The organism is Rhodococcus marinonascens NBRC 14363, from assembly GCF_001894885.1.
Taxonomy (GTDB): Bacteria; Actinomycetota; Actinomycetes; order Mycobacteriales; family Mycobacteriaceae; genus Rhodococcus_F; species Rhodococcus_F marinonascens.
The window spans coordinates 15835-41807 of record NZ_BCXB01000016.1; the positions used below are offsets into that span (position 1 = coordinate 15835).

The following is a 25973-nucleotide window of genomic DNA, read 5'->3' on the forward strand; positions in this document are numbered from 1 at the left end:
CAGCGAGATCAGTCGCCCTCGAGTTCACCTTCGGTTTCCAGGTACACCTGCCGCAGGCCGTCGAGCGTCTGCTGCTCGGGATGCTCCCACATGTCCCGCTCTGCGGCCTCGAGGAGGCGTTCGGCGATCCCGTGCAGGGCCCACGGGTTGGACTGTTCCATGAACTTGCGGTTCTGCTCGTCCAGGACGTAGGACTCGGCGAGCTTCTCGTACATCCAGTCGGCGACCACGTTGGTGGTGGCGTCGTACCCGAACAGGTAGTCGACGGTTGCGGCCATTTCGAATGCACCCTTGTAGCCGTGGCGGCGCATCGCGCCGAGCCACCGCGGGTTCACGACGCGGGCACGGAACACCCGGGACGTCTCCTCCGACAGGGTTCGGGTGCGCACCGACTCGGGTCGGGTGCTGTCGCCGATGTATGCCTCTGGCGATTTCCCGGTGAGCGCGCGCACCGTCGCGACCATGCCGCCGTGGTACTGGAAGTAGTCGTCGGCGTCGGCGATGTCGTGTTCACGGGTGTCAGTGTTCTTGGCTGCGACGGTGATCCGGCGGTAGGCAGTGCGCATGTCGTCGGCTGCGGGGGCACCATCGAGTCCACGCCCGTACGCGAAACCGCCCCATGTGGTGTAGACGTCGGCGAGATCCGCGTCCCCGCGCCAACTCTTCGAGTCGATCAACTGCAGCAACCCGGCTCCGTAGGTACCCGGCTTGGAACCGAATATGCGGGTGGTCGCTCGTCGCTCGTCGCCGTGTTCGGCCAGATCGGCCTGCGCATGTGCTCGAACGAAGTTGACCTCCGCCGGTTCTTCCAGTGCCGCCACCAACCGGACGGCGTCGTCGAGCAGGGCTAGCACGTGCGGGAACGCGTCGCGGAAGAAGCCGCTGATCCGGACCGTGACGTCGATGCGCGGGCGGGCCAGTTCGTTGAGGTCGATCACCTCGAGATTCACCACTCGCCGGCTGGCCTCGTCCCATACCGGACGCACGCCGAGGAGCGCGAATATCTCGGCGATGTCGTCACCTGACGTGCGCATCGCCGAGGTGCCCCACACGGACAGGCCGACCGACCGCGGCCACTCACCGTGATCCGACTTGTATCGGTCCAGCAATGATTCAGCCATCGCCTGGCCGGTCTCCCAGGCCAAACGAGACGGCACCGCCTTGGGGTCGACGGAGTAGAAGTTGCGGCCCGTCGGAAGCACGTTGATCAGCCCGCGCAGCGGTGACCCGCTCGGCCCGGCGGCGATGAACCCGCCGTCGAGCGCGTGCAGCACCTGGCCGATCTCGTTGTCGGTTTCCCGAAGCCTCGGTACCACTTCGGTGGCGGCGAAGCGGAGTATCTGCGCGACCGTGGCGTCGTCGGTGAGGGTGTCGACGGCGGCGGGCTCCCAATCCGCGTCGTGCATGCCCTGTACCAGTGCGTGCGCCTGCTCCTCGATATCGTCTACCCGGGTGCGGGATTCGTCACCGTCCTCGCTGAGGCCGAGCGCCTCGCGCAGACCCGGAACGTTCTGTTCGCCGCCCCACATCTGCCGGGCCCGCAGCATGGCGAGAACGAGTTCGACCTCGGCGGCGTCGCGGGGCGCCTCGCCGAGGATGTGTAGTCCGTCGCGGATCTGGACGTCCTTGATCTCGCACAGCCAACCGTCGACATGCAACAGCATGTCGTCGAACACGTCCTCGTCGGGCCGTTCCTCGAGACCGAGGTCGTGATCCATCTTGGCTGCCCGCATCAAAGTCCAGATCTGCTGGCGAATGGCCGGCAACTTCGACGGATCGAGTGCGGAGATGTTCGCGTGCTCATCGAGGAGTTGCTCGAGTCGGGCGATGTCGCCGTAACTCTCGGCTCGGGCCATCGGGGGGATCAGATGATCGACCAGGGTCGCGTGCGCGCGCCGCTTGGCCTGGGTGCCCTCGCCGGGATCGTTGACGAGGAACGGGTAGATGAGCGGCAGGTCACCGAGTGCGGCATCGGTTCCGCACGACGCGGACATGCCGAGCGTCTTGCCGGGCAGCCATTCGAGGTTCCCGTGCTTACCGAGATGGACCACGGCGTCGGCCCCGAAACCACCGACCGCCGTGTTCGCGGCGATCCACCGGTATGCCGCCAGGTAGTGGTGGCTCGGCGGCAGGTCCGGGTCGTGGTAGATCGCGACCGGCTTCTCACCGAACCCGCGGGGCGGCTGCACCATGAGCACCAAGTTGCCGAACTGCAATGCCGCGATGACGATCTCACCGGATGGATCCTGTGTGCGGTCGACATACAGTTCGCCGGGTGCCGGACCCCAGTGCTCCTCGACGCGCTCGCACAGCTCCACCGGCAGCGACGTGAACCACTCGCGGTAGCGGTCGGCGGAGATGCGGATCGGGTTGCCCTCGAGTTGCTCCGCGGTCAACCAGTCCGGGTCCTGACCACCGGCTGCGATCAGGGCGTGGATCAGGGCGTCACCGTCCTGCGCGGCGAGTCCGGGCACGGCGTCAGGCCCGTCTTCGGGCCCCAGGTCGTAGCCGGCCGCACGCATCTCGGTGAGCAACCGAATCGCGCTGGCAGGGGTGTCGAGGCCGACGGCGTTGCCGATGCGGGCGTGCTTGGTGGGGTACGCCGACAGCATCAGCGCAATCCGGCGCTCGGGCGGGGGAATGCGACGGAGGCGGGCATGCCGGACGGCGATGCCCGCCACCCTGGACGCGCGTTCGGCGTCGGGAACGTAGGTGGACAATCCGTCGGCGTCGATCTCCTTGAACGAAAACGGGACCGTGATGAGCCGACCGTCGAATTCGGGCACCGCGACCTGGGTGGCGACGTCGAGGGGAGAGAGTCCATCGTCGTTGGACTCCCACGATTCGCGGCTGCTGGTCAGGCACAATCCCTGCAGGATCGGCACGTCCAATGCGGCGAGGGCGGCTACGTCCCACGCTTCGTCGTCACCACCGGCCGAGACCCCGGCAGGTTTCGTGCCGCCGGCCGCGAGGACGGTGACCACCATGGCGTCAGCGCGGCGCAGGGTTTGCAGCAACTCCGGTTCGGCGGTGCGCAGCGACGCGCAATAGATCGGCAACGGGTTGGCACCGGCGGCGTCGACTGCCTCGCACAGCGCCTCGATGTAGCGAGTGTTCCCGGCCAGGTGCTGGGCGCGGTAGTAGAGCACGGCGATCGTCGGCCGGCCCACAACCGACTCGGGGGTGACCGACTCGGGGGCAAACGATGCGACTCCCCAACTGGGCAGGTGCACCGGGGCCTCGAAGCCGTGACCGGTGAGCAGCACCGTGTCCGACAGGAAGTAATACAACTGCGCGAGGTTGTCGGCACCGCCCTCAGCCAGATAATTGTGGGCCTCGGCGGCAACACCGGCGGTGACCGTCGAGCATTCCATCAGCTCGGCGTCGGGGGCGTGCTCGCCTCCGAGGACGACGACGGGCAACCCGCCAGCCAGGACCGCGGCAAGCCCCTCCTCCCACGCCCGCCGACCGCCGAGGATGCGCACGACGACCAGATCGGCGCCGGCGAGTAGCCCCGGCAAATCCTCCTCGACGAGCAGTCGTGCCGGGTTCGCCCAGCGGTAATCCGCGCCGCTGGCGCGGGCACTGAGCAGATCGGTGTCGGAGGTGGAGAGCAGCAGGATCACAGGTGGAGCCTTCCTGGGGGTGTCGCGCCCCATGGCGGTGGTTCTACGGAACCGTGGGTCCGGTGGTTCTGCGGAACCGTGGGTCCGGAGCGGCAGCAGGCGAGGGTCTGGCTTGCCCACCGAGACGGGTGAGCTCACAGTGGCGCGACCGCACCGGATTTCCGCCGGTTTCCTCTACTGGTGCCGCAAGTGCTGGTGATGCTACCGGGCGCCGCCCGTAGCCTGGGACCATGGTCGACTCCCGTTCCCGCCCCGATTCCTGCCCAGGCGCGGTCGGGGTCCACCAGGCCGCCGACGGCGCGCTCGCCCGCGTGCGGCTTCCCGGCGGAACCTTGACTCCCGCGCAGGTCCGGACCCTCGCGGAATCCGCCCGCGACCTGGGTAGCGGTGAGATCGAACTGACCTCCCGAGGCAACGTGCAACTGCGGGCGATCGACGATCCGCAAGAGTTCGCCCACCGCCTGAGCCGTGCCGGACTGCTGCCGTCGCAAACACACGAACGCGTCCGCAACATCCTCGCCTCACCGCTGACTGGGCGTATCGGGGGTCTCACGGACCTGCGTGGCGTGGTCGACGAACTCGACCGGAGGCTGTGCGCTGACTCCGCGTTGGCCGAATTGCCCGGCCGCACCCTCTTCACCCTCGACGACGGTCGCGGTGACATTTCCCCGCTCGGCGGCGACTACGGCGTCCACGCGGTCAGCGAGACCGAGGTCGCCGTGGTTCTCGCCGGTCGCGACAGCGGCGCCCGAATCGCGGTGACGGATTCGGTGACCGTCCTCCTGGACGCCGCTCGCGTTTTCCTGGAACTTCGCGATGAGCACTGGCGGCTGTCCGAGATCCCCGAGGGGATGGAACGTACCCTCGCGGCGCTCACCCTCGTACCGACCGCCGACCCGGTGACCGCGTTCGCCGAGGCACGTCCCCCGATCGGCTGGCTCGACCAAGCAGACGGCGACGTGACCCTCGGCGGCGGTCTTCCGTTCGGAATCCTCGACGCCCGGATGGCGGAGTTCCTCGCCGCGATCGAAAAGCCCGTGATCGTCACCCCGTGGAAATCCTTGCTGCTGTGCGACCTCGACGAATGGTCCGCCGAGCAGGTTGTGCGTGTCCTCGCCCCGATGGGCCTGATCTTCGACGAGAACTCGCCCTGGTTGAACGTCAGCGCCTGCACCGGGCAACCCGGATGTGAGAAGGCACTCGCCGACGTTCGGGCCGACGCGCGGGAGGCCGTCGAGAGCGGCGAACTCCCAGAGGTGGGCCGCCGGCACTGGTCAGGATGCGAGAGGCGTTGCGGGCGCCCCCGGGGTGGGGTCACCGACTTCGTCGCGACCGCGACCGGGACCGGTTACCGGGTGGAGGGGCCATGAGCACCAAGCCTCTATCGTGAGCGGATGATCGAGTACATCCGAGACGGCGCGGAGATCTACCGCCGGTCCTTCGCCACGATCCGCGCCGAGGCGGATCTGCACGCCTTTCCCGAGGATGTCTCGCAGGCCGTGGTCCGGATGATCCATGCCAGTGGCCAGGTCGATCTGGCGGGCGATGTCGCGTTCACCCCCGGTGTCGTGAAGGCCGCCCGCACGGCACTCGCCGACGGCGCACCTATCCTGTGCGACGCGCAGATGGTGGCCGCCGGGGTGACGCGGACGCGGCTACCGGCGGGCAACGAGGTGTTGTGCACGCTGCGCGACCCCCGGGTTTCCGCGCTGGCCGAGCAGATCGGGAACACCCGATCGGCCGCCGCCCTCGAGTTGTGGGGCAGCAAACTCGAGGGCGCCGTGGTCGCTATCGGCAATGCCCCTACCGCGTTGTTCTATCTGCTGGACATGATCGACTCGGGTGCGCCTCGACCCGCCGCGATCGTGGGCGGGCCGGTCGGTTTCATCGGTGCCGCGGAGTCGAAGGAAGCGTTGATCGGGCATCCTAGCGGACTCGACTACCTGGTGGTTCGCGGTCGGCGCGGTGGCAGCGCCATCACGGCGGCGGCCCTGAATGCGATTGCGAGCGAGGTCGAATGAGCTCCGATGTGCGTGCGGCAGGGAAGCTGTGGGGGGTCGGCATCGGACCAGGCGACCCGGAACTGGTGACGGTCAAGGCCGCACGGATCATCGGCACGGCCGACGTGGTCGCATTCCACAGCGCCCGGCACGGCAAGAGCATCTCGCGGGCCGTCGCCGCGCCCTACATGCGTGAGGGCCAGATCGAGGAGCATCTTGTCTACCCCGTCACCACCGGGACCGTCGACCATCCCGGTGGATATCAGGTGGCCATGGACGAGTTCTACGAGGAGTCCGCGCAGCGACTCGCCGTCCACCTCGACGCCGGACGTACGGTGGCACTCCTCGCCGCCGGAGACCCGCTCTTCTACAGCTCCTACATGCACATGCACAAACGTCTGTCGCAGCGATTCGACATCGAGGTGATTCCTGGTGTCACGTCGATCAGTGCCGCCTCCGCCGCGCTGGCGATGCCGCTCGTCGAGGGCGAGGAGATCCTCACCGTCCTGCCCGGCACACTGCCGCAGGGCGAGCTGACGCGGCGCCTGCGTGAGACGGACGCGGCCGCCATCCTCAAGCTCGGGCGGACGTATCCGGCCGTCCGGCAGGCGTTGAAGGACTCCGGGCGGATAGACGAAACCTGGTACGTCGAACGAGCCAGCACCGCCGGCCAGCGAATCGACCCGGCCGACGACGTCTCGGACAGCGACGTTCCCTATTTCTCGATCGCTCTCGTTCCCAGCCCGTCGAACACCCGCCGCGGCAGCCTGGCATCCGCCGGTGAACTGGTCGTCGTCGGGCTCGGCCCCGGGGATCAGGCGTGGACGACACCCGAGGTGCAGCACGAACTGTCACTGGCCACCGACCTCGTCGGTTATGGCCCCTACATCGACCGGGTGCCGGAACGCCCCGGCCAGCGCCGTCACTGCAGCGACAACAGGGTCGAGGCCGAGCGTGCTGCGATGGCGCTCGACTTGGCGAAGAACGGGGCCCGCGTCGCCGTCGTGTCGTCCGGCGATCCGGGTGTGTTCGCGATGGCAGCCGCGGTCCTCGAAGTTGCGGACGAGGATCAGTGGCGCGACGTTCCGGTGCGCGTCCTGCCCGGGATGACCGCCGCGAACGCGGTAGCGAGCCGGGTGGGCGCCCCCCTCGGACACGACTACGCCGTCCTGTCCTTGTCCGACCGGCTCAAGCCCTGGGACGTCGTGGCTCGGCGCATCTCCGCTATCGCCGGCGCCGACATGGCCTTCGCCGTCTACAACCCCGCATCGAAATCGCGCACCTGGCAGGTCGGCGCGATGCGCGACCTCGTTCTCGAGCACCGCTCCCCCGACACACCCGTGATCATCGGCCGGGACGTGGCCGGCGCACAGGAGTCGGTGCGCGTCGTGCGACTCGCCGACCTCGACCCCGCCGAGATCGACATGCGCTGCTTGCTCATCATCGGCTCGTCCATGACGACCGTCGTCGAGAACCGCCATGGGACCATGGTTTTCACGCCTCGTCGTTACCCGGGCTGAGTACCACCCCGTCCTGCAGTCGCTCAGGGTTCAGCGGTCCTGGAGGCGCGACCGCGGCAGGCCGTTCGAGCACGAACGGCGGGCACGAACCTGAAAGGGCCCTGACCTGGCTTCGGTTGGTGGCGAATTCCACAGCTCGACAGCCATCTGTAGGTCGAAGTTGTTTTGATGAGGCGAGCTCACCACCAGATATGGGACTCTGCGACCTGTCTACCACCCCCACGCGGGCACCTGGCACTCCGGAACGTTTTCTGGGTCGGCAATCACACCGCGGCCGCTTCTGCCGTATTCTGGCCGGCCCCCAGGGACAATCCATCCATGAGCCAGCTCCATTATGTCCTCGAGGACAGGAAACTCGTCTACCTCGATGAACACGCACTGCCGGAGGAGACACGGAACAAACGTTCCCGCATGGCAGCAGCAGGCCGCAGTGTGCCAGAACCCGATCACGGGTATCACCTGCCGAAAGCAAAAACTGCAAAAGAACAGTACGAGCGGATCGGCGGCGCAATCGTGGGGTTGAGCATCTTCGCGGTTTTTCTCGCGTTGATCCCCGGGGTACTCGTCGGTGCGGTCTTCAACTCCACGGCAGGCGCCATGGTGGGAGGGATCGTATCCCCAGTCTTCCTATGGGGGATATACATCCCGGGGGTCCGCCTCGCGCTAAATCACCTCGCATACGATCGAACAGACGCGGCGGCACACCGGAAGGAGTCCGTCGTCGTGGATCTTTCCGATGTAGAGCCGCTGGACCGGATCGCGCGAGAGCCGTTCGGAGAGAAGCGAGTGCGCATGCTTATCGCCGCCATCCTCGATTTGGAAATGGTTATCCCCCAGACCAAGTCATGGAACAGCCGCCACCTCGAGGCGCACCGAGTGCAGCTCGATCCCAGCGAAGAGGCACGCCAGGTGGTGCAGCACGCTCTCGCGTTGATGAGGACCATCGAGAAGCTGGGGGCGCAACCCGCTGGAACGTCGTCTGCGGCGAACGTCGCGATCCGCGCTTTCGATGTCGCCCGCGAACGGTTGGACATCCGTCTGGGATCGGCTGCTCCATCGAGTGCGTGTCCTGGACGACTACTTCAACCACCTGCTGGCGCTCGATATCGAACTCGAACATGCCGAAACAGCGAAACATGCTCTCGCCGTCGACGACGAGAGCGCCGAACTCCTCACCAACGCCGTGGGTGACGAACTCGCCACGGAGCATCTCGCACACCTGTCGGGCGAGGCGCACGCACTCACGGGCGCAATCACTGAGCTGGTCGAGGCACTCAACGGCGACTTGCAGACCCTGATGGCACTGCCCCAGTCCCCACCTGACGTCAGTCGCGGTCGCCCTTCCGGGACTCACGGTCCGGGCTGCACCGACGAGCCGGCAATCAGTGGTCGCCCGGCCACCCTCCTGAACCGGCCCGGCGTGTCCGGCAGACTCGATCCTCCGGGAAGAATGGAGTCATGCCGGGTTCGAAGAAGTACCGGGTCGAGTCGCGTGGGCGGGCTGTTCGGTCAGTCGACGTGGCAGCGGTACCGTTCGACGTTCCGTTCTCTAATGGGAGGTCCTCAGGACCGGCACCACACCAGACCATCATCCCTGGACCGCGATGACCACGCCTGATCTCTCCAGGACCCAACGTCGGACAATTGATGTGCCAATCCTGCCAAAAGAAGGTAGTTCGCGGAGCCGCTGCGCCGTTTCGCTAGGGGTTCCGTCGTTACTGCGGGATGGCTTGGTCCGGCATCACTGTTCGCAACCTCTACCTGGACGTATTTGCGTCCGTGACCGGCCAACTCCACGAAGGGAGCTGGGCGGGCAGCAGTTCACGGTGTATTGAGGTACTCGTCGATCGCCTGCTGCGCGTTGGGGTTACCCTGTCCGATACCGACGACGGCACCGGTGACTGCTCCGAGGGGCGAACCGATGATGCAGCCCGCGAGGCTGCCGGGGAACATCGACACACACCCGACGCCGAGGCCTATGAGCGCGCCGATCGCCGTTCCAGCCGCTCCACCGTTGGCCCAGCCGAATCCGATTTCGTTGAGCATGTTCTCGAGCGCAGCCTGCTTCTCGAGCGATGGAGGAGGACCGAAAATGTCGGGCATGGGCATGCCGGGGGCCGGTGCAACGGGTGCCGGTGCGCCGGGGTCGGGCATCGCAGGTTGGGCGTGAGCAGTCCCCGCTCCGAGAGTCACGGCCACCGCCACGAGGGCTGACGCTGCTGATTTCTTCATCAAATTCATTGCGGTCCACCTTGCTGGCTGAAGTCAAACTCATTTCGACTGTAGCCGAAAGTCGCACGGGCGGTCCCGAACCCGCAGCACGAGCAGGGGTCCGCCAGTGGTCACAGGCCGTTTTCGGACTGCGGCGCGGTGGTACCTGCGTCACGGATCCGGTAGCCGGCAGTTCGGCGCTGCGCGACGCGACCCGTGTCGAAGACCCGCCAGATCAGTCTGCTCCTGCCGAGTGGGTATGTGCTCTGGAAACGGAAAGATTCTTCCTCGGGGCTTCCGCTGGCGCGGAGCCAGCGCACCGGAAGGTCATCCCCTTGATCGTCAAGTCGATGGTGCTCTTGTCTGCCTGTACCTCAATTGGGGTCCTGCTTGCCTCTCCTGCCGCTGCCACACATCAGTCATCGGGCATGAGTGCACAGACGGTTGCTCGAGACCACGGTTCCCGCCGTCGCCGGCACTTCGGGGGACATGGCGCTCACCTTCCGGCGTATCGAGATCGCGCCGGGCGGCACGACGGGATGGCATTACCACGACGGTCCCGTGTACGTATACGTCGAATCCGGGAACTCACCAGGACACTGCACGACTGCACGCATGAGGTGACAACGCAGGGGCAGACCCTCACCGAGGGCCACGGAAATGACCACGTCCATACTGGCGCCAACCTAGGCACGGACCCCCTCGTGCTTCTACACTTACACCCAGCCGGAGGGACGTCCGTTGTCCGAGGACGCCCCCGCAACGGCGTGCTGACGGTCACTTGGTCCGCGAAACGATCCATGCCAGTGCATCTGCGACATCGTCCACTGCCCCGACGCCAGGAGGCAACTGCGGACGGCGAACCATGATTACCGGAATTCCCAGTGCGCGCGCAGCCTCGAGTTTCGCGTAGGTCTGGTCTCCGCCGCTGTTCTTGGTGACCAGAACGTCGATGCGGTGCTCGTGCATCAGCGCCGCTTCCGCCGCCGCCGTAAACGGTCCCCGAGCGAGCAGGAGCGTCGAACGCTGCGGCATCTCGACGTCGGGGGGGTCGATGGCACGGACCAGGAACCACAGAGCGCCCAACCGTGCGAACGAATCGACGCCCTGCCTGCCGACGGTGAGAAACACCCGGGACCCCAGTTCGGGCAACAGTTGCGCCGCCTCGCCGAGATCGGCCACCTCACGCCAGTCGTCGCCGGTCCGACGCACCCATGCCGGTCGGCGCAGGACCAGAATCGGAATGTCACACCGCCCGGCGACCTCGACCGCGTTCGCGGTGATCTGCGCGGCGAACGGATGGGTCGCGTCCACGATCGCGTCGACCGGATGCGTTCGCAGCCAGTCCGCGAGTCCGTCCGCTCCCCCGAATCCGCCGATGCGCACGTCGCCGACCGGCACTCTTGGATCCCGGATCCGGCCAGCCAGCGAGGACACGGCGTCGATGTCGGAATCTTCGTGCAGTGCCGCCGCGAGCGACCGAGCCTCCCCGGTGCCACCGAGGATCAGTATCCGCACCACAATCAGTGGGTAGTGCGGACGCGGACGGAGGAATACAGGTAGCTATCCGGAAACCCCTCGGCAGCAAGCACTTTCCCGACGATCACTACGGCGGTCTTGGTGACGCCGGCGGCCTTCACCTGCTCGGCGATCGTGCCGAGTGTCCCACGCAGCACGATCTCGTCCGGGCGTGAAGCGAACGCGACGACGGCGGCGGGACACGTCGGCCCGTAGTTCTCGGTGAGCTCCTCGACGATCTGGTCGATGCGATGCGCACCCAGGTGCACCACCATGGTGGCACCGCTACGGCCCAACGAGCGTAAGTCCTCACCCTCCGGCATTGCCGTGGACAGGGTCGACACCCTGGTCAGCACGATGGTCTGGGAGACACCGGGAACTGTCAGTTCCCGCCCCAGCGATGCGGCCGCCGCAGCGAAGGCGGCGACCCCGGGAACGATGGTGTACGCGATGTCGACGGCATCGAGTCGCCGGGCTTGTTCGGCGACCGCGCTGAATACCGATGGGTCGCCCGAGTGCAGGCGTGCAACGTCGTGACCGGCCGCGTCGGCCTCGATCAGGTGGGCGACGATCTCGTCGAGGCTCAACCGTGCCGTGTCGATGACCCGTGCGCCTTCCGGGCATTGCGCCAATAGTTCCTCCGGGACGAGGCTTCCCGCGTACAGGCACACCGGGCTCGCCGCGATGATCCGCTGCGCGCGCACCGTGACGAGGTCTGCAGCACCCGGACCAGCCCCGATGAAGTACACCGTCATGCCGAACAACCTTTCGACTGCTTAGTCACCGACCACTGCACCACCGGCAGTTGCGGTCGCCACGCGGTGAACCCACCGAGCGGCGCGCCACGGTACACCTGGAACTTGCGGATCTTCCCGCCGACCTTCGAGAACCACTGCAGCAGAATTCCTTCCGATTCTACGGTCACGGCGTTCGCCACCAGCCGGCCCCCAGGTCCGAGCATGTTCCAGCACGCCTCGAGCAGGCCGTCCTGGGTGAGCCCACCCCCGACGAAGATCGCGTCCGGCAGGGACAGCGCCGGCGAGACATCGTCGAACGCGCAGGGGGCATCACCGAGCACCGTGAGTGACGGCACCCCCAGCGCGGAGCTGTTTGCCTCGATCTGCGTGACCCGGTCGACATCCCGCTCGAAAGCGACTGCCCGGCATTGCGGATGGGTGCGCATCCATTCGATCGCGACGGTGCCCGAACCGCCGCCCACGTCCCACAGCAACTCGCCCGGCGCGGGCGCCAGTGCGCACAGGGTGACCGCGCGGATCTCCTGTTTGGTCATCTGCCCATCGCCGGAGTACACGTAGTCGGGTAGCCCGGGGATCCGGGTGAGCCGCAACTTCCCGGGGTCGGCTCGGCACTCGATCGCGATGACATTGAGTCGCTCACCGGGTTCGAGCGACCACGCCGACGCCGTGCCGTCGATCCGCGACTCGTTCGGCCCACCGAGTTCGCCGAGCACACTGAGGTGCGACTCCCCGAATCCGTGGTGAGCCAGCAGCCCCGCGACAGCTGCGGGTGTGTGCTCGTCGCGGCTGAGCACCAGCAGGCGCGCGCTTTCACCGAGCGCGGGCAGCAGGGTCTCGACGGGACCGTTCACTAGGCTGACCACGGGCGTGGTGTGGGTCGGCCACCCCATCCGGGCGCAGGCGAGAGCCGCCGACGATGGATGCGTGATTACCCGGACTCGGTCTGCGCCCAGCAGATCGACCAGCGTCACGCCGATACCGTGGAACATCGGGTCGCCGCTGGCCAGAACACATATCCGCCGACCGGCGTGCTTCTCGAGCAGTCCAGGCAGCGCAGGTGTCAACGGCGACGGCCAAGACACACGCGGTGTGCGCGATTCGGGGACGAGGTCGAGTTGGCGCCGGGCGCCAATCAGTATCTCGGCGCGTTCGACCTCGCGATGCGCGCGCGGCGACAGACCGTCCCATCCGTCGGCGCCGATGCCGACGATCACCAGGACATCGCTCATCGTGGCATCCGGCGCCAGATCGCCTGCGGCAGCATCCTCATGACGAAGAACACCGGCCGAAGTCGTCCCGGCACCCACACCCGACTCGAACCTCGGCGCAGGCCGCGCACAACCGCCTCGGCGACCTGCGCGGGTGTGCTCGACATGGGCGCAGGCGACATTCCTTCGGTCATCCGCCCGATCACGAAACCGGGCCGGACCAGCATGAGCGACACACCGGTGCCGTGCAGGGCGTCACCGAGGCCGCTGGCGAACCCGTCCAATCCTGCCTTCGCCGAGCCGTAGACATAGTTGGCCTGTCGCACGCGCACACCCGCCACGGACGAGAACACGACTATCCGCCCCGACCCCTGTTCGCGAAGCAGGTTGGCCAGATGGGTCAGCACACTGATCTGCGCGACGTAGTCGGTGTGGACCACGCGGACCGCGTGCCGTGCGTCCTGCTCGGCACGCGCCTGGTCGCCGAGCACGCCGAACGCGAGCACCGCCGCGGACAGCGGGCCGTACTCGGCCACGACGGACCTGAGTAATTGTTCGTGGCTGTCGAGGTCGTCGGCGTCGAACTCCACGCACTTCACCACCGCCGCGCCGGCCTCGAGTAGCGAGTCCCGTTCCGCGTCGAGTTCTGTGCTCCGGCGGGCCGCGAGGACGATCGTGCGTCCGGGCGCGAGGCGGGAGACGATCTCGAGACCGATCTCGCTGCGGCCACCGAGGAGGAGTACGGCCCCGTGATCGTCGATCCGGCTCGAATGCTTCCCGCTGTCGTTCTTCGATCCCAAGCTCACCCCTCCAGTGTCCTGGACTGACTGTCCTGGATTAACGTCGGGGCATGGACCGCACCCCCGCCGCCCCGCTCCACCTGACCGACGAGGCGCTCACCTTCCTCGGTGAACATCACCTGGGCACACTCACGACACTCCGCAAGAACGGCACCCCGCACGTGGTGGCTGTCGGCTTCAGCTGGGATCACGAGCAAGGGGTGGCGCGGGTGATCACCAACGGTTCCTCGCAGAAGGCGCTCAACGCCGACCGCGGGGGGTACGCGGCGGTGACTCAGGTCGACGGGCGCCGCTGGATCACCCTCGAGGGACCGTCCCGCGTCCTGACCGACCCCGGCTTGGTCGCCGACGCGGTGGCCCGTTACGCGGCCCGGTACACCCGGTACAGCACTCCCCGAGAGAATCCGGCACGGGTGGTCGTCGAGATCGCGGTCAGCCGCGTACTCGGCTCGGCCGCGGTGCGGCACCACTGAACCGCAGCTTCCACGGGACCATCGCGGACTCGAGTTGGATGGCGAAACTCATCTTGGACACCCCGTCGGTGCGCTCCTCGAACCGGATCGGGACCTCGGCGATCGTCATGCCACGCTGCACCGTGCGGTAGTTCATCTCCACCTGAAACGCGTACCCGTTGCTCCGCACGCCGTCGACGTCGATCGCGCGCAAGGTGTCGGCGTGCCACGCCTTGAACCCGGCGGTCGCGTCCTTCACCCGCAACCGGAGGATCGCATTGACGTAGAAGTTCGCCCACGCCGACAGCGCCTTGCGATGCCACGGCCAGGCGTCGGCGACCGCGCCGCCGGTCACGTACCGGGATCCGAGCACGACGGCCGCGTCTGTCGTCGCCAGAGTTTCCAGCATCCCCGGGATGGCCTCACAAGGGTGCGACAGGTCGGCGTCCATCTGGATCACGATGTCCGCGCCCTCGGACAGCGCCCGACTCATCCCGGCCACATAGGCGCGCCCCAACCCGTCCTTCACCGTCCGGTGCAGGACACCGACCGGGATCGGACCGTCGACGCCGAGTTTGTCCGCGACCTCACCGGTGCCGTCCGGCGAATCGTCGTCGACAACCAGCACGTGCATATTCGCAATGCCCAGCGCCGCGAGGAATTCGACGATCTTGGGCAGGTTGTCGCGTTCGTTGTAGGTCGGTACAACGACGGTTACCTTCGGGGGAACGCTCTCCATGACACCTTCGCGTGATCTGTGATTCCACACTCGCCGCAACGCACAACGACGGATGTGGGCGTGAACAAATGGCAAATGTTACCCGGGGAGTACCCCCAGCCCGTGCGGGCGGGTATTCACCGGTTCGCATCCGTCGGCAGTCACGATGACGATGTCCTCGATCCTCGCACCCCACTCGCCGCGGAAGTAGATCCCCGGCTCCACGCTGAACGCCATGCCCTCCGCCAATTCCATCGAGTTCCCCGTCACGATGTAGGGCTCTTCGTGTACCGAGAGCCCGATCCCGTGGCCGGTCCGGTGCACGAAGGCGTCCGCCAGCCCCCGGGCCGCGAGCAGATCACGGGCTGCGGCGTCGACTGCTTCCGCCGTCACACCGGGGCGTACCAGATCGACCGCCGCCGCGTGTGCCTGCTCCAGCACAGCGAACCGCTCCGCGACAGCGGGGTCGGGTTCACCCATGCTGTACGTGCGCGTGGAGTCCGAGTTGTAGCCGGGTTCGACGGGACCGCCGATGTCGATGACCACGACATCACCCGACTCGATGCCGCGCTCGGACACCTCGTGGTGCGGATCGGCCCCGTGCGGCCCCGAGCCCACGATGACGAACGCGGCCTCAGTATGCCCCTCCTCGAGGATGGCGGCTGCGATGTCGGCCGCAACCTGAGCTTCGGTGCGACCGACCCGCAGGAACTCGCCCATCCGGGCATGGACCCGATCGATGGCCTGCCCAGCCCGGCGTAGAGCGTCGATCTCCGCCTCGTCCTTGACCATTCGCAGTTCGCGCAGAACCCCGGTCGCAAGGACGGGCAGTTCACCGAGCGTCTCGGACAGCGGGATCAAATGCAGCGCAGGCATCGCATCCGTCACGGCTGTCCGGGCGGGGGCGGGGAGTAGCGCCGCCACCACGCGGTACGGGTCGACGCCGTCGACCCAATCCTGAATCGTCAGACCGAGTTCGTACGCCGCAGATTCGGTGAGAGAGGCCAGTTCGAGCCGCGGTACCACAACGGACGCTGTATCGCCGTTTGCCGGAATCACCAGGCAGGTGAGGCGTTCGAACGACTCCGCCCGTGAACCCAGTAAATATCGAAGGTCGGGGCCGGGTGTGATCAGGAGGCCGTCGAGTCCGGCGGCACGGGCGAGGCCGCCGGCCCGAGCGATTCGGTCGGCATAGACAGCGGTTGGGAAGCGTGAAGGCGATGCGCCGAGGGAACTCATGACTTCAGGCTAAACCGGTTTGGCAAGATGAGGACATGACAGGGCCTCTGCTTCTCCTCGACGGTGCCAGCCTGTGGTTTCGCGCGTACTACGCATTACCGGACTCGATCACATCTCCCGACGGACGATCCGTCAACGCGGTGCGCGGCTTCACCGACATGGTCGCCGCGCTGATCACCAAATTCGAACCCTCACGGGTCGCGGTGTGCCTCGACCTCGATTGGCGGCCGGCGTTCCGGGTGCAGGCGGTGCCCACCTACAAAGCACACCGGGTTGCCGAGGACACCGGCGGGGCCGAGGAGGAGGTGCCGGACACCCTGTCGCCACAGATCCCGATGATCCTGAATGTCCTCGCCGCCACCGGAATAGCCACCGCAGGCGCGGAAGGGCTCGAAGCAGACGATGTTCTCGGCACCCTCGCCGCCACCGAAACCCGCGACACCACCATCGTGGTCACCGGCGATCGCGACCTCCTCCAGGTGGTCACCGACGATCCGGTGCCTGTGCGGGTGCTGTATGTGGTGCGTGGACTCGCGAAGGCCGAACTGCTCGGACCGGAAGAAGTGGCAGCCAAATACGGCGTGCCCGTTGAACGGGCGGGCGAAGCGTACGCGGAACTCGCTCTCCTGCGCGGTGACTCGTCCGATGGCCTGCCCGGAGTGAAAGGGGTCGGCGAGAAGACCGCCTCCAGCATGTTGATGCAGTACGGGTCGTTGGAAAACCTGCGGGCCGCCGCGCTCGATCCCGGCTCCGAAATGGCGAAGGGCGTGCGGGCGAAGTTCGCGGCCGCAGCCGACTACCTGGACGCCGCACTGCCGGTCGTGCAGGTGGTGCGGGACGCCGACGTCTCGTTCTCACGGGGCGACGCGCTGCCCGCCGCGCCGGTCGACCCGTCCCTGCTCGGCGAACTTGCGGAGGAACTGGGAATTGCAAACTCCGTCGGACGCCTCGAGAAGGCGCTGAAGTCGGCGGCCACTGCCCAGGCGTCCTGAGATCGCACCCTAACTCTGTACCGACAGTTTGTGAATGATGACAGGGTTCGGCCGAACCTGCCCACCTCCCGAAAAATCAAGAGATAAGCGCAATAGACTCCGGCGCCCAGTATGGATGGCATCGAGGTTTCGCTGTCATCCCCTCCCAACACACCGTCGGACAAAGAGGTTCACTTGAGCATCGCCAGTAAGATCACCGCTGTTGCCGCCGCCGCTCTCACCGTTGCAAGCATCGGAATCGGGGTGGCATCCGCTGCCCCCACGGAGGAAAGGGCGGCGTCAGGGGCTACTCCCGTTGCGTGATCACTGTTGAGAAACCCGATGGTTCCTGGTCGGGGTGCACCGTCGCGTTCGTCGGGACGACCCCGTCGAACCAGCCGGTGGCGTTGACAGCCGGGCATTGCGCATTTCCCGGAATGCGTGTGTATGCCGGCGGAAAGCTGATCGGCGAGACCGGTAAGTCGTCGTTCGAGGAGAAGTGGGACCCCATCTCATCGGATTGGGCGACTATCGCGCTGAACGGGAACGCTCAGCCGGTTGCAGCTTCGAATAAGGTGTCACCGGAGTCGCTAGGGAAGGCTCGGGTGGGCGATGAGGTGTGTAGCGAGGGGATGACCTCGGGATGGCAGTGCGGCAAGGTCACCGCTACCACTGGTGACTGGATCTGACACAATCTCGTGATGGCGCCCGGCGACAGCGGCGCGCCCTTGATCCGCACCAGCGACAACGCTGCTCTGGGAATTCACTCGGCACGCGGCGACCTGTTCCCCACGGACTACGGCAGGTCCTACTCGGTGTCCGCTGCTCTCACGAAGGCCGGAGGATACATGCTGACTACCGTCGACGGGCTCGCCGAACACCGGTCAAACGTCGAGGCATGATCCCTACGTCGTCAACGGCCGATGTGTCGGTATCGCTAACTCGGGCGGCTCACCTCATACGTACCCTTGTCATCGGTGAAGGTGAGAGTGACCTGCTTGTCGTCCCCGTCGACGGTGAGATCGCAGGTGAAGCTATTGCCCGTCTTCACTTCCTGATCCGCCGGGCAAGTGACACCCGAGACGTTAGCCGCGCCGTACGACTCGGTGACGATGCGCTCGACACCCTCCTCGGCCGCCCGCTGATCTAGGGTGTCCGTGCGGAACACGGTAAACGCAAGCGTCAGCACTGCACCCACGACGACGAGCAGAGCTGCGGCACCAGCGATGATCCACGGCTGCTTCGTCTTCCTTGGCGGCGGCGGACCCCACTGCTGCTGACCGGGAGTAGGTCCCCATTGTTGGGGCTGACCCCACTGGGTTGGCGGTCCGGGTTGCTGACCCCATTGGGGTTGCGGCGGACCCCATTGGGGTTGCCCGGGATACGGCGGTTGCCCGGGATACGGCGGCTGACTCGGGGCGGGTTGACCCCACTGCTGAGCGGGCGGCTGCTGACCGTATTGCGGCCCCCAGTACTGACCTCCGGTTTGGTCAGGGTCGCCCCCACCCGACTGTTGTCCCTGAGCCCATTGCCCATTCGGGTCGTTCGGTCCGTAAGGGCCGCTCATCATCGCCTCCCGCTCGCGTGTCCAGTCTCGTATTACCGTAACGCCCAACCACCAGTTTCGGGCCTTCGCGCAGCTTTGTAGATCCAACCAGACCGGTCAGCTCACGCAGCATCCACCGCGACGACACCGCGACGGATGGCCGCCACGGCGCGACCCGCGGCCTTGCCCACCTCCGGGTCCGACGTGGTCGAGCGGACCTGCTCGAGCAGATCGATCACCTGCCGGCACCAGCGGACAAAGTCGCCTGCCGACAGAGCACGTCCCTGATCCCCTGCCGCGATCAATGCTTCGACCAGTGAATTGTCACTCGCCCAATGGAAAACGGCGGAAGCGAAACCGAAGTCCGGTTCCCGCGTCGGCGGCAACTTGTGCCGGATCTCGTCAGCTCGCAACTCCCGCCACACCCGCACGGTCTCGTCCAGTGCATGCCGCAGCAGTCCAGTGCCGCCATGCTCGACGGTCTCCCCTTCACGGCGAGACTCGAAGATCACCGAGGAGACGGCGGCGGCAAGCTCCGCAGGCCCGAGTCCCTTCCACACACCCTGCCGGAGACACTCGGCAACCAAGAGGTCACTCTCGCAATAGATTCGACTCAACCGCGTTCCGTGTTCCGTCGCTTCGGGGTGCCCGCCCGCCGAGATGTAGTCGCGCTCGGCCAGTAGCGACAGGATGCGATCGAAGGTGCGCGCCAACGAGTTCGTGGTGGCGGCCACCTTCTGCCGCATCGTCTCGGTCTCGCGGGCAAGCCTGCTATGGCGCTCACCGATTCGGCTCAACTGCTCGCGGTCGGGCCAACTGTGGCAGGGGTGCTGCCGGATAGCGCGGCGCAACCGAGCGATCTCGGCGTCGTCGCCGACGGCACCCGACTTCTTCCGTTTCCGTCGGCCCGGCGCGACGATTCCGGTGCTGCGCAACGCCGAGGCCAGATCTCGCCGGATCCGCGCGGTGTGGTGGTCGAAGCGCCGAGGCATCTGCATCGACCCCAAAGACCGTGCCGGCTCCGGGAAGTCGCCCGCCGACACCCGGCCCGCCCACTTCGCCTCGGTCAGGATCAGCGGCTTCGGATCCGTCTCATCACGGTCGGGCTCGAGTACCACGGCGAGTCCGGAGTGCCGGCCTACGGGGATCGCGATGACGTCGCCGCGGCGGAGCGCCACGAGCGACGCGATGGCGGTGTCTCGGCGTTCGGTCCGGCCCTGCCGCTCGAGTGACCGTTCCCGGCTGCTCAGTTCCTCCCGCAGCCGCTCGTATTCGAAGTACTCACCGTCCACGCCGCCCAGCCGTTCCCGGAGAGTGACGAGCGCGGCCTCGTTTCGTTCGATACCCCTGGTCAGACCCACCACGGAACGATCAGCCTGGAACTGGGCGAACGACCGCTCGAGCAGCGCACGCGATTCTGTGGCACCCATACGGTCGACGAGATTGATGGTCATGTTGTAGCCGGGACGGAACGAACTGCGCAACGGAAACGTCCGGGTCGAGGCGAGACCGGCCACATCCACCGGTTCCACACCGGGTTGCCAGAGGACCACCGCGTGACCCTCGATGTCGATTCCGCGCCGCCCAGCTCTCCCCGTGAGCTGGGTGTATTCCCCGGGTGTGAGTTCGGCGTGGGCCTCACCGTTGTACTTCACGAGCCGCTCGAGGACGACGGTACGAGCAGGCATGTTGATGCCGAGTGCCAACGTCTCGGTGGCGAACACTGCCCGCACCAGACCCTTGACGAACAATTCCTCGACAGTTTGCCGGAAGGCAGGCAGCATCCCCGCGTGGTGCGCGGCGAGACCCCGTTCGAGGGCCTTGCGCCACTCCCAGTAGCCCAAGACCACAAGATCAGCCTTCGGGAGCTCCGCTGTATGGGCATCGATGATCGTCCGGATCTCTTCAACCTGCTCCGGCGTAATCAGGTGGAGCGATGAACGCAGGCACTGCGCCAGCGCTGCATCACACCCTGCCCGGCTGAAGATGAACGTGATGGCCGGGAGCAGTCCCTCGTCGTCGAGACGGGAGATCACCTCCGGTCGCGGCAGCGGGCGGAAGTCGCTGGAGAACCCGCGGCCCCCGCGGCGTCCTCGACCCCTCGACTCCCAGGAGTCGGCTCGGTCCAGAGCCTGCCGCTGCTTGACGTGACGCACCAGATCCTGGTCCACCACCAGATCCTTGCGCGCGTCCCCACTCCCCGCGCGCACGTCGAAAAGGTCGAACAGCCGACGTCCGACCATGATGTGCTGCCACAGCGGAATCGGACGGTTCTCGTCGACCACAACGCTGGTATCGCCGCGAACGGTTTCCATCCATGCACCGAACTCCTCGGCGTTGCTGACGGTCGCCGACAGACTGACGAGGCGGACGTCGTCGGACAGGTGAAGGATCACCTCTTCCCACACGGCGCCCCGGAATCGGTCCGCCAAGAAGTGCACTTCGTCCATGACGACGTGGGACAACCCGTGTAGCGTCTGCGAATCCGCGTACAGCATGTTCCGCAGCACCTCGGTGGTCATGACGACCACCGGCGCGTCCGAGTTGATGCTCGAGTCGCCGGTCAGCAGACCGACGCTGTCCTTGCCGTAGCGCCGCACCAAGTCGGCATACTTCTGGTTGCTCAGTGCCTTGATGGGTGTCGTGTAGAAGCACTTGCGTCCGGCCGCAAGTGCCAAGTGCACCGCAAATTCGCCGACCACAGTCTTTCCCGCACCGGTCGGGGCGCAAACGAGGACACCGTGCCCACCCTCGAGCGCGCGGCAGGCATTGATCTGGAAGGGGTCGAGCGCGAAGCCAAGCTGAGCCGAGAACACATCGAGTTCGGTGCCGCCGGTCTTCTCACCTGTTGTCACTGCCACCCCGTCAGATTGTCACAGCGTGTCGGAGAAGTCCTGACCCGGTGTGTTGCCGCCGTTCGTGTCCGTGTCAGCACTGTCGGTCGCCGCACCGGACTTCCCGGATCTACGCCAACGCCGAGACCGGCCGGCTGGTTCGGGTACCGGGGCCGCGCTGACATCGAACGCTTCGCTCAAGTCGGACGGTGCGCCGATCGTAGACGATTCGTCGTCGCTGAGGGCGCCCCACTCCTGCTCCGTGCGGCGAGCCTTGCGTCGGTCGTTGAGGCGGGCGACCTGCACGGCGAGCTCGAACAGCAGCGTCAACGCAAGCGCCAGCGCGAGCATCGAGAACGGGTCCTGGCCGGGAGTGGCGATCGCGGCAAACACGAACAGTCCGAAGATCAGGCCCCTACGCCACGCCTTCAGCCTCGCGTAGGGAAGGATGCCGACGACATTCAGGGCGACGATCAACAGTGGAATCTCGAAGCTCACACCGAAGATGATCAGCAGGTTGACGATGAACCCGAAGTATTCCGTACCGCTGAGCGCTGTGATCTGGACATTGTCACCGATCGTCAGCAAAAAGTGCAGGGCCTTCGCAACCACCACGTACGCCAGTACGGAACCGGTGACGAACAGCGCCGCGCCGGAAGCGACGAAACCCACCGCGTAGCGGCGTTCCTTAGCGTGCAGGCCAGGAGTGATGAATGACCACAGCTGATACAGCCAGATGGGACAGGCCAGGACGATGCCAGCCGTCAACGCAACCTTGAATCGGAGCATGAACTGGTCGAACGGTCCCGTCGCGAGCAGTCGGCACGCGCCGTCGCTACTGAGGTCGGCCCGACTCGAATCGGGGAGCGAACAGTACGGCCCACGCAACAACTCACCGAGACTTTCGATCCCCAGAAATTGATGGGAGTACCAGAAGAACCCCACTACGGTGGTGATCAGGACGGCCAGCACCGACAGCAGCAATCGCGTACGCAGTTCGTAGAGGTGATCGACCAACGTCATCGTGCCGTCGGGGTTGGTCCTCCGCTTAGTGTTTCGCGGATCGAAGGGAATTCGCACCACTGTTCGCCCTAGTCTTGGTCAGCATCAAACCGGGGTGAAGATTCACCCCGGTTGTCAGGCGGCTCGGACTAAGCCGACTTGGGTTCGTTGTGCTGCGACTGTACCGGCTCCGGAGGGGTGACCGGTGTCGTCGTGGTGTCCGCGACCGGCAGTTCGGCAGGTGCACTCTGCTGTGGGGCAGACCCACTCGGCGGCGCGGAGGGCGCCGGCGTGCTGTCGTCGTTCTGCATCTCGCGGACCTCACTCTTGAAGATGCGGAGCGAGCGTCCGAGTCCGCGAGCCGCGTCGGGCAGCTTCTTGGATCCGAAGAGGATGACGACGACCAGCGCAACGATGGCCCAGTGCCAGGGACTCAAAGCTCCCATTTGAAACCTCCAAAAAGATCAGGTAACCAGATGGTACCGGACATACCCGGCACCAGTCCCATGGAAGGCTACTCCGGCTGCCGTTTGGCGGACGGTTTGCCCGCCGCCTGCTGTGAGCGGAGATCGGCGACCAGGGCGTTGCCGGTCCACCGTCGTTCGCCGCCGCCGGCCTCAGCCTCACGGATCAGCGTGACAAGTCTCGCGTTCACCGGAGCATCTGTGCCCGCCGCCGCGGCCAGTCGCACGACCTCCCCGCTGATCCAGTCCACCTCGGTGCGCCGGCCCGCTTCGAGGTCGTCCCACATGGACGACCGGGCGTGCGGGTCGATGGCCAGCATTCGACTCCCCGCCCTCCGGAACAACCAGTCCGGGACACTCAGCAACCAGGGAATCCGGTGCGGCGGCACCGGCGTGAGTTTGGCGACTGCGATTCCGCGGGCAGTCAGAAGATCGAGCGCTTCCCGCTGAGCCAGGGCGAGAGCGCGCCGGAACGATCGCTGCGACAACTCCTCACGGAGCGGTAGATCGGACAAGGCATTGACCGCATTGTTCAGATTGAGCAACAGCTTCGCCCACTGCACCGCCCGGAAATCGTCATGCTGGTGCAACGGCAATCCCGCCGCTTCGAACTCCGATGCAAATCCACTCACGGCGCGATGACGTTCGATCTCCAGGCCACCTCCGGACCCTTGATGGAAATGTCCGGGTCCGCGGCGGACCACGTTGAACGGCACCATCGCCGCAAGAACAACATGGCCCGGCAGCGACTCGCGCAGCGCGTCCGCGTTGCCCAGTCCGTTCTGCGCACTCATTACAACGGCACCGGAGTCGAGCGCCCACGCCAGAACGGTGCCGACCCCTGCGGTGTCCGCCGACTTCACGGACACGATGACGAGATCTGTGGTGCCCGCCGCGGCGAAGTCGGTGGCGAAGGTGACCGCGGCGGCATCGACCTGAACATCCGCACCGTGCAGATCCGTCAGCTGCAGCCCGTGTTCACGAATCTCGGCCCCGATCCGCTCGCGGCCGATCAGGGTCACCTCAGCACCCGCCGCGGCGAGTCGACCACCGATGTAACATCCGACACTGCCCGCGCCGAAGACGGTGATCCGCACCGGACGCGTACCCCTGCTCATGCGTCGACGCTGTCGTAGGCCGACAGCGCCTCGACGGCTCGGCGGCGCACCTCGCCGACCAGCTCCGGAGGTTCGTACACTGTGATTCCCGCACCGAAACCCAGCACCAGACGTGCCATCCAGTCGAGCGCCCCGTAACTCATACTCGCCTCCACCGAGCCGTCCGCAGCGACCTCGACGTCATCCATCGGGTAGTAGTCGAGCACCCACACGCAGTCGGCAGCGATACGCAACCGCGCCTGCGGCAGGGAGGCGTCGCCGCTGAACAGTTCGAGGTTGGATTCAGGCACGAGTGCCTGGGCTGGCGGGATAGACGGTTCGTCCAGTCCTGTGGCGGCGTCGATTCGGTCGAGGCGGAACAGCCGCACCCCTTCGGCCTGACGGCACCAGGCCTGCAGATAGCTATGATTGTCGACCAGCACGATCCGTACCGGATCCACGGTACGTTCGGTGACCCGGTCCCGAGATGCCGAGTAGTACGTCAACTGCAGCGCGCGCCGGTGATGCAGCGCGGACCTTACCGCGGCGGCGATCGGATACTCCGCGGCGTCCTCGTCCGAATCCTGCACCGGGGGCCGCACCACCCCCCCGCGCGCCGCGGTGCCGGCGGCGTCCTCGATCTTCGCGATCGCGCTGTACGCCGCAGACGGGTCGACCATGCCCGGCATCTCCACCAGCGAACGCAGGGCAATCAGCAGCACGGTCGCTTCCGTGGACGTCAACCGCAGGGGGCGATCGATGCCCGCCGAGAACGTCACCTCGATGCTCTCTTCGGAAAACGAGAGGTCGATGAGGTCACCGGGACCGTAACCGGGCAAACCGCACACCCACAGCTGATTGAGATCGGACATCAACTGGGTGGTGGTGACTCCCAGTTCCGCGGCGGCCTCAGCCGCGCTCATCCCTGGGTTCGCGATGAAGTACGGCACCAGATTGAGGAGCCTGGACAATATCGACGACAACCTGCTGCTCATGACGTTCCCTCCCCTGCTGCGCCTCGCAGCTTCGTCAACACGTCGTGGCGTAGTTCCGGCGGGGCAAGCACCAGAGCGTCCGCCCCGTGCCCTGCGACGAGTCGCGCGATCCAGTCCCACGAGCGGACAGGAATCTCCAGCACACTGCCGAGCCGCTCGTTCACATCTCTCTCCGCTCTCGTCGAGCCGAGGCGGCGCAGGTCCTGGGCGCGGCCCTCGGCCACCCACACGGTGGCGGTGCCGGTGATATCACCCGAACCGGTGGCTCGATCGACGATCTCACGAAGGTCGACATCTGCGGGTTTGTGGACGACCCCCGACGGACCGAACTCGGTCACCTCCTCGCCGATCCTGGACAACCGGAACGTCCGGACCGCGCCACGGTCGACGTCGTGACCGACGAGATACCAGCGGCCTTGCGCAGTAACGACGCCCCAGGGTTCGACGGTGCGCTCGGTAAACGGCTCGTTGAGGGCGCCGCGATGCGGAAAGTGGACTGCACGACCCGCATCGACCGCCGCCAGGAGCTTGCCCATCGCAGGCTCGGACCCCCGGGTGCGGGCCGGAACGGCCGTGACAGGCGTCGCCTCCGTGTGCGGGTCGACCTGAACACCCGCTGCCCGCAACTTGAGGAGCGCACGTTGAGCCGTCGCCGCCAGCTCCGGCGACTTCCACAACTGGACGGCGACGGCCACCGCAGTGGACTCTTCCCGGCTGAGATCGACGTCGGGGAGCCCATAGGCTTCTGGATTGATCCGATAGCCCTCGACGGTCGAGAACCGTGACGCCTGACCGGTCTCGAGCGGCACGCCGAGATCCCGAAGTTCGTTCTTGTCGCGTTCGAACATGCGACTGAACGCCTCATCGCTGGCGGAGCTGTCATACCCTGCAACGCTTTCGCGAATCTTCTCGGCGGTGAGGAACTGTGTGGTGGACAGCAAACAGATCACCAGGTTCATCAAGCGCTCGATCTTTGATGTCGACACGCCCGGAAGCCTAACGGGTGAGCGTGTT

At 66.3% G+C, this 25973-nt stretch carries 25 protein-coding genes and 1 riboswitch; of the genes, 10 read left to right on the forward strand and 15 right to left on the reverse strand.

Annotation, left to right across the window (positions count from 1 at the left end; genetic code table 11):
* Positions 1 to 8: 8 nt before the first annotated feature.
* Complete coding sequence (gene cobN, locus RM2_RS13275; protein WP_072689956.1) at positions 9 to 3626, reverse strand: cobaltochelatase subunit CobN; 3618 nt, start codon at positions 3624 to 3626, stop codon at positions 9 to 11.
* 81 nt (positions 3627 to 3707) lie between these two features.
* A riboswitch (cobalamin riboswitch) is annotated at positions 3708 to 3850 on the reverse strand.
* A 6-nt stretch (positions 3851 to 3856) separates the two neighbouring features.
* On the opposite strand from cobN, the gene cobG reads away from it, so the two are divergent.
* The 4 genes from cobG to RM2_RS13295 all read left to right on the forward strand — a co-directional run bounded on the left by cobG (position 3857) and on the right by RM2_RS13295 (position 8764).
* A complete protein-coding gene (cobG, locus tag RM2_RS13280; protein WP_072689957.1) occupies positions 3857 to 4996 on the forward strand; it encodes a precorrin-3B synthase in 1140 nt (379 codons plus the stop codon).
* Between the two features lie 24 nt (positions 4997 to 5020).
* Positions 5021 to 5647, forward strand: coding sequence for a precorrin-8X methylmutase (locus RM2_RS13285; RefSeq protein WP_072689959.1), 627 nt, complete (start codon positions 5021 to 5023; stop codon positions 5645 to 5647).
* Complete coding sequence (gene cobJ / locus RM2_RS13290; RefSeq protein WP_072689961.1) at positions 5644 to 7146, forward strand: precorrin-3B C(17)-methyltransferase; 1503 nt, start codon at positions 5644 to 5646, stop codon at positions 7144 to 7146. The genes RM2_RS13285 and cobJ overlap by 4 nt, the downstream gene beginning before the upstream one ends.
* Before the next feature lie 1060 nt (positions 7147 to 8206).
* Entirely contained in the window at positions 8207 to 8764 is a 558-nt protein-coding gene (locus RM2_RS13295; RefSeq protein WP_072689963.1) for a hypothetical protein, read from the forward strand.
* A 203-nt stretch (positions 8765 to 8967) separates the two neighbouring features.
* On the opposite strand, the gene RM2_RS13300 is transcribed toward RM2_RS13295, so the two are convergent.
* Positions 8968 to 9387 (reverse strand): hypothetical protein, encoded by a 420-nt coding sequence (locus RM2_RS13300; RefSeq protein ID WP_072689965.1) that lies wholly within the window; start codon positions 9385 to 9387, stop codon positions 8968 to 8970.
* Between the two features lie 402 nt (positions 9388 to 9789).
* Between RM2_RS13300 and RM2_RS25215 the strand changes: the two genes are divergently transcribed.
* Positions 9790 to 9981 (forward strand): cupin domain-containing protein, encoded by a 192-nt coding sequence (locus RM2_RS25215; protein ID WP_245813919.1) that lies wholly within the window; start codon positions 9790 to 9792, stop codon positions 9979 to 9981.
* Between the two features lie 153 nt (positions 9982 to 10134).
* On the opposite strand, the gene RM2_RS13310 is transcribed toward RM2_RS25215, so the two are convergent.
* Genes RM2_RS13310 through dprE2 form a run of 4 tightly spaced genes read right to left on the reverse strand, consistent with a single transcriptional unit; the run spans position 10135 to position 13647 of the window.
* Complete coding sequence (locus tag RM2_RS13310; protein ID WP_072689967.1) at positions 10135 to 10878, reverse strand: cobalt-precorrin-6A reductase; 744 nt, start codon at positions 10876 to 10878, stop codon at positions 10135 to 10137.
* A 2-nt stretch (positions 10879 to 10880) separates the two neighbouring features.
* Complete coding sequence (gene cobM / locus RM2_RS13315; RefSeq protein WP_072689969.1) at positions 10881 to 11630, reverse strand: precorrin-4 C(11)-methyltransferase; 750 nt, start codon at positions 11628 to 11630, stop codon at positions 10881 to 10883.
* Positions 11627 to 12862, reverse strand: coding sequence for a precorrin-6y C5,15-methyltransferase (decarboxylating) subunit CbiE (gene cbiE / locus RM2_RS13320; protein ID WP_072689973.1), 1236 nt, complete (start codon positions 12860 to 12862; stop codon positions 11627 to 11629). The genes cobM and cbiE overlap by 4 nt, the downstream gene beginning before the upstream one ends.
* On the reverse strand, positions 12859 to 13647 hold the full coding sequence (dprE2, locus tag RM2_RS13325; RefSeq protein WP_072689975.1) for a decaprenylphospho-beta-D-erythro-pentofuranosid-2-ulose 2-reductase: 789 nt from the start codon (positions 13645 to 13647) through the stop codon (positions 12859 to 12861). Before dprE2 ends, cbiE begins: the two co-directional genes overlap by 4 nt.
* 44 nt (positions 13648 to 13691) lie before the next feature.
* On the opposite strand from dprE2, the gene RM2_RS13330 reads away from it, so the two are divergent.
* Positions 13692 to 14114 carry a TIGR03618 family F420-dependent PPOX class oxidoreductase gene (locus tag RM2_RS13330; protein WP_072689977.1) on the forward strand — a complete coding sequence of 141 codons (423 nt, stop codon included), beginning with the start codon at positions 13692 to 13694 and terminating at the stop codon, positions 14112 to 14114.
* Here the strand turns inward: RM2_RS13330 and RM2_RS13335 are convergent.
* Together RM2_RS13335 and RM2_RS13340 are read right to left on the reverse strand one after the other, a co-directional pair.
* A complete protein-coding gene (locus tag RM2_RS13335; protein WP_072689979.1) occupies positions 14074 to 14832 on the reverse strand; it encodes a polyprenol monophosphomannose synthase in 759 nt (252 codons plus the stop codon). The two genes, RM2_RS13330 and RM2_RS13335, sit on opposite strands and share 41 nt — an antisense overlap.
* A gap of 78 nt (positions 14833 to 14910) precedes the next feature.
* Positions 14911 to 16050: a M24 family metallopeptidase gene (locus RM2_RS13340; RefSeq protein WP_072689981.1), complete on the reverse strand. Its 1140-nt coding sequence runs from the start codon at positions 16048 to 16050 to the stop codon at positions 14911 to 14913.
* A gap of 35 nt (positions 16051 to 16085) precedes the next feature.
* Between RM2_RS13340 and RM2_RS13345 the strand changes: the two genes are divergently transcribed.
* From RM2_RS13345 to RM2_RS13355, 4 genes are all read left to right on the forward strand, one after another.
* Positions 16086 to 17042, forward strand: coding sequence for a 5'-3' exonuclease (locus RM2_RS13345; protein ID WP_072689983.1), 957 nt, complete (start codon positions 16086 to 16088; stop codon positions 17040 to 17042).
* A 174-nt stretch (positions 17043 to 17216) separates the two neighbouring features.
* Positions 17217 to 17345, forward strand: coding sequence for a hypothetical protein (locus RM2_RS25635; protein ID WP_281250416.1), 129 nt, complete (start codon positions 17217 to 17219; stop codon positions 17343 to 17345).
* Positions 17342 to 17710 carry a chymotrypsin family serine protease gene (locus RM2_RS13350; protein ID WP_072689984.1) on the forward strand — a complete coding sequence of 123 codons (369 nt, stop codon included), beginning with the start codon at positions 17342 to 17344 and terminating at the stop codon, positions 17708 to 17710. Before RM2_RS25635 ends, RM2_RS13350 begins: the two co-directional genes overlap by 4 nt.
* Before the next feature lie 12 nt (positions 17711 to 17722).
* Positions 17723 to 17923, forward strand: a complete 201-nt coding sequence (locus RM2_RS13355) for a chymotrypsin family serine protease (protein ID WP_072689985.1) — start codon at positions 17723 to 17725, stop codon at positions 17921 to 17923.
* A gap of 35 nt (positions 17924 to 17958) precedes the next feature.
* On the opposite strand, the gene RM2_RS13360 is transcribed toward RM2_RS13355, so the two are convergent.
* The 7 genes from RM2_RS13360 to RM2_RS13390 form a co-directional block, all read right to left on the reverse strand.
* The gene (locus tag RM2_RS13360) at positions 17959 to 18588 is read right to left on the reverse strand and encodes a DUF4333 domain-containing protein (protein WP_072690112.1); all 630 of its coding nucleotides are present in this window, start codon (positions 18586 to 18588) and stop codon (positions 17959 to 17961) included.
* 101 nt (positions 18589 to 18689) lie between these two features.
* Positions 18690 to 21422 (reverse strand): DEAD/DEAH box helicase, encoded by a 2733-nt coding sequence (locus tag RM2_RS13365; protein ID WP_072690114.1) that lies wholly within the window; start codon positions 21420 to 21422, stop codon positions 18690 to 18692.
* An 18-nt stretch (positions 21423 to 21440) separates the two neighbouring features.
* Positions 21441 to 22481 (reverse strand): twin-arginine translocase subunit TatC, encoded by a 1041-nt coding sequence (gene tatC, locus RM2_RS13370; protein ID WP_072690116.1) that lies wholly within the window; start codon positions 22479 to 22481, stop codon positions 21441 to 21443.
* Between the two features lie 71 nt (positions 22482 to 22552).
* A complete protein-coding gene (tatA, locus tag RM2_RS13375; protein WP_072689986.1) occupies positions 22553 to 22849 on the reverse strand; it encodes a Sec-independent protein translocase subunit TatA in 297 nt (98 codons plus the stop codon).
* A gap of 68 nt (positions 22850 to 22917) precedes the next feature.
* Complete coding sequence (locus RM2_RS13380; RefSeq protein WP_072689987.1) at positions 22918 to 23985, reverse strand: 2-dehydropantoate 2-reductase; 1068 nt, start codon at positions 23983 to 23985, stop codon at positions 22918 to 22920.
* Positions 23982 to 24959, reverse strand: coding sequence for a helix-turn-helix transcriptional regulator (locus RM2_RS13385; protein ID WP_072689988.1), 978 nt, complete (start codon positions 24957 to 24959; stop codon positions 23982 to 23984). Before RM2_RS13385 ends, RM2_RS13380 begins: the two co-directional genes overlap by 4 nt.
* Positions 24956 to 25945, reverse strand: coding sequence for a helix-turn-helix transcriptional regulator (locus tag RM2_RS13390; RefSeq protein WP_072689989.1), 990 nt, complete (start codon positions 25943 to 25945; stop codon positions 24956 to 24958). Before RM2_RS13390 ends, RM2_RS13385 begins: the two co-directional genes overlap by 4 nt.
* Between the last annotated feature and the right edge of the window lie 28 nt (positions 25946 to 25973).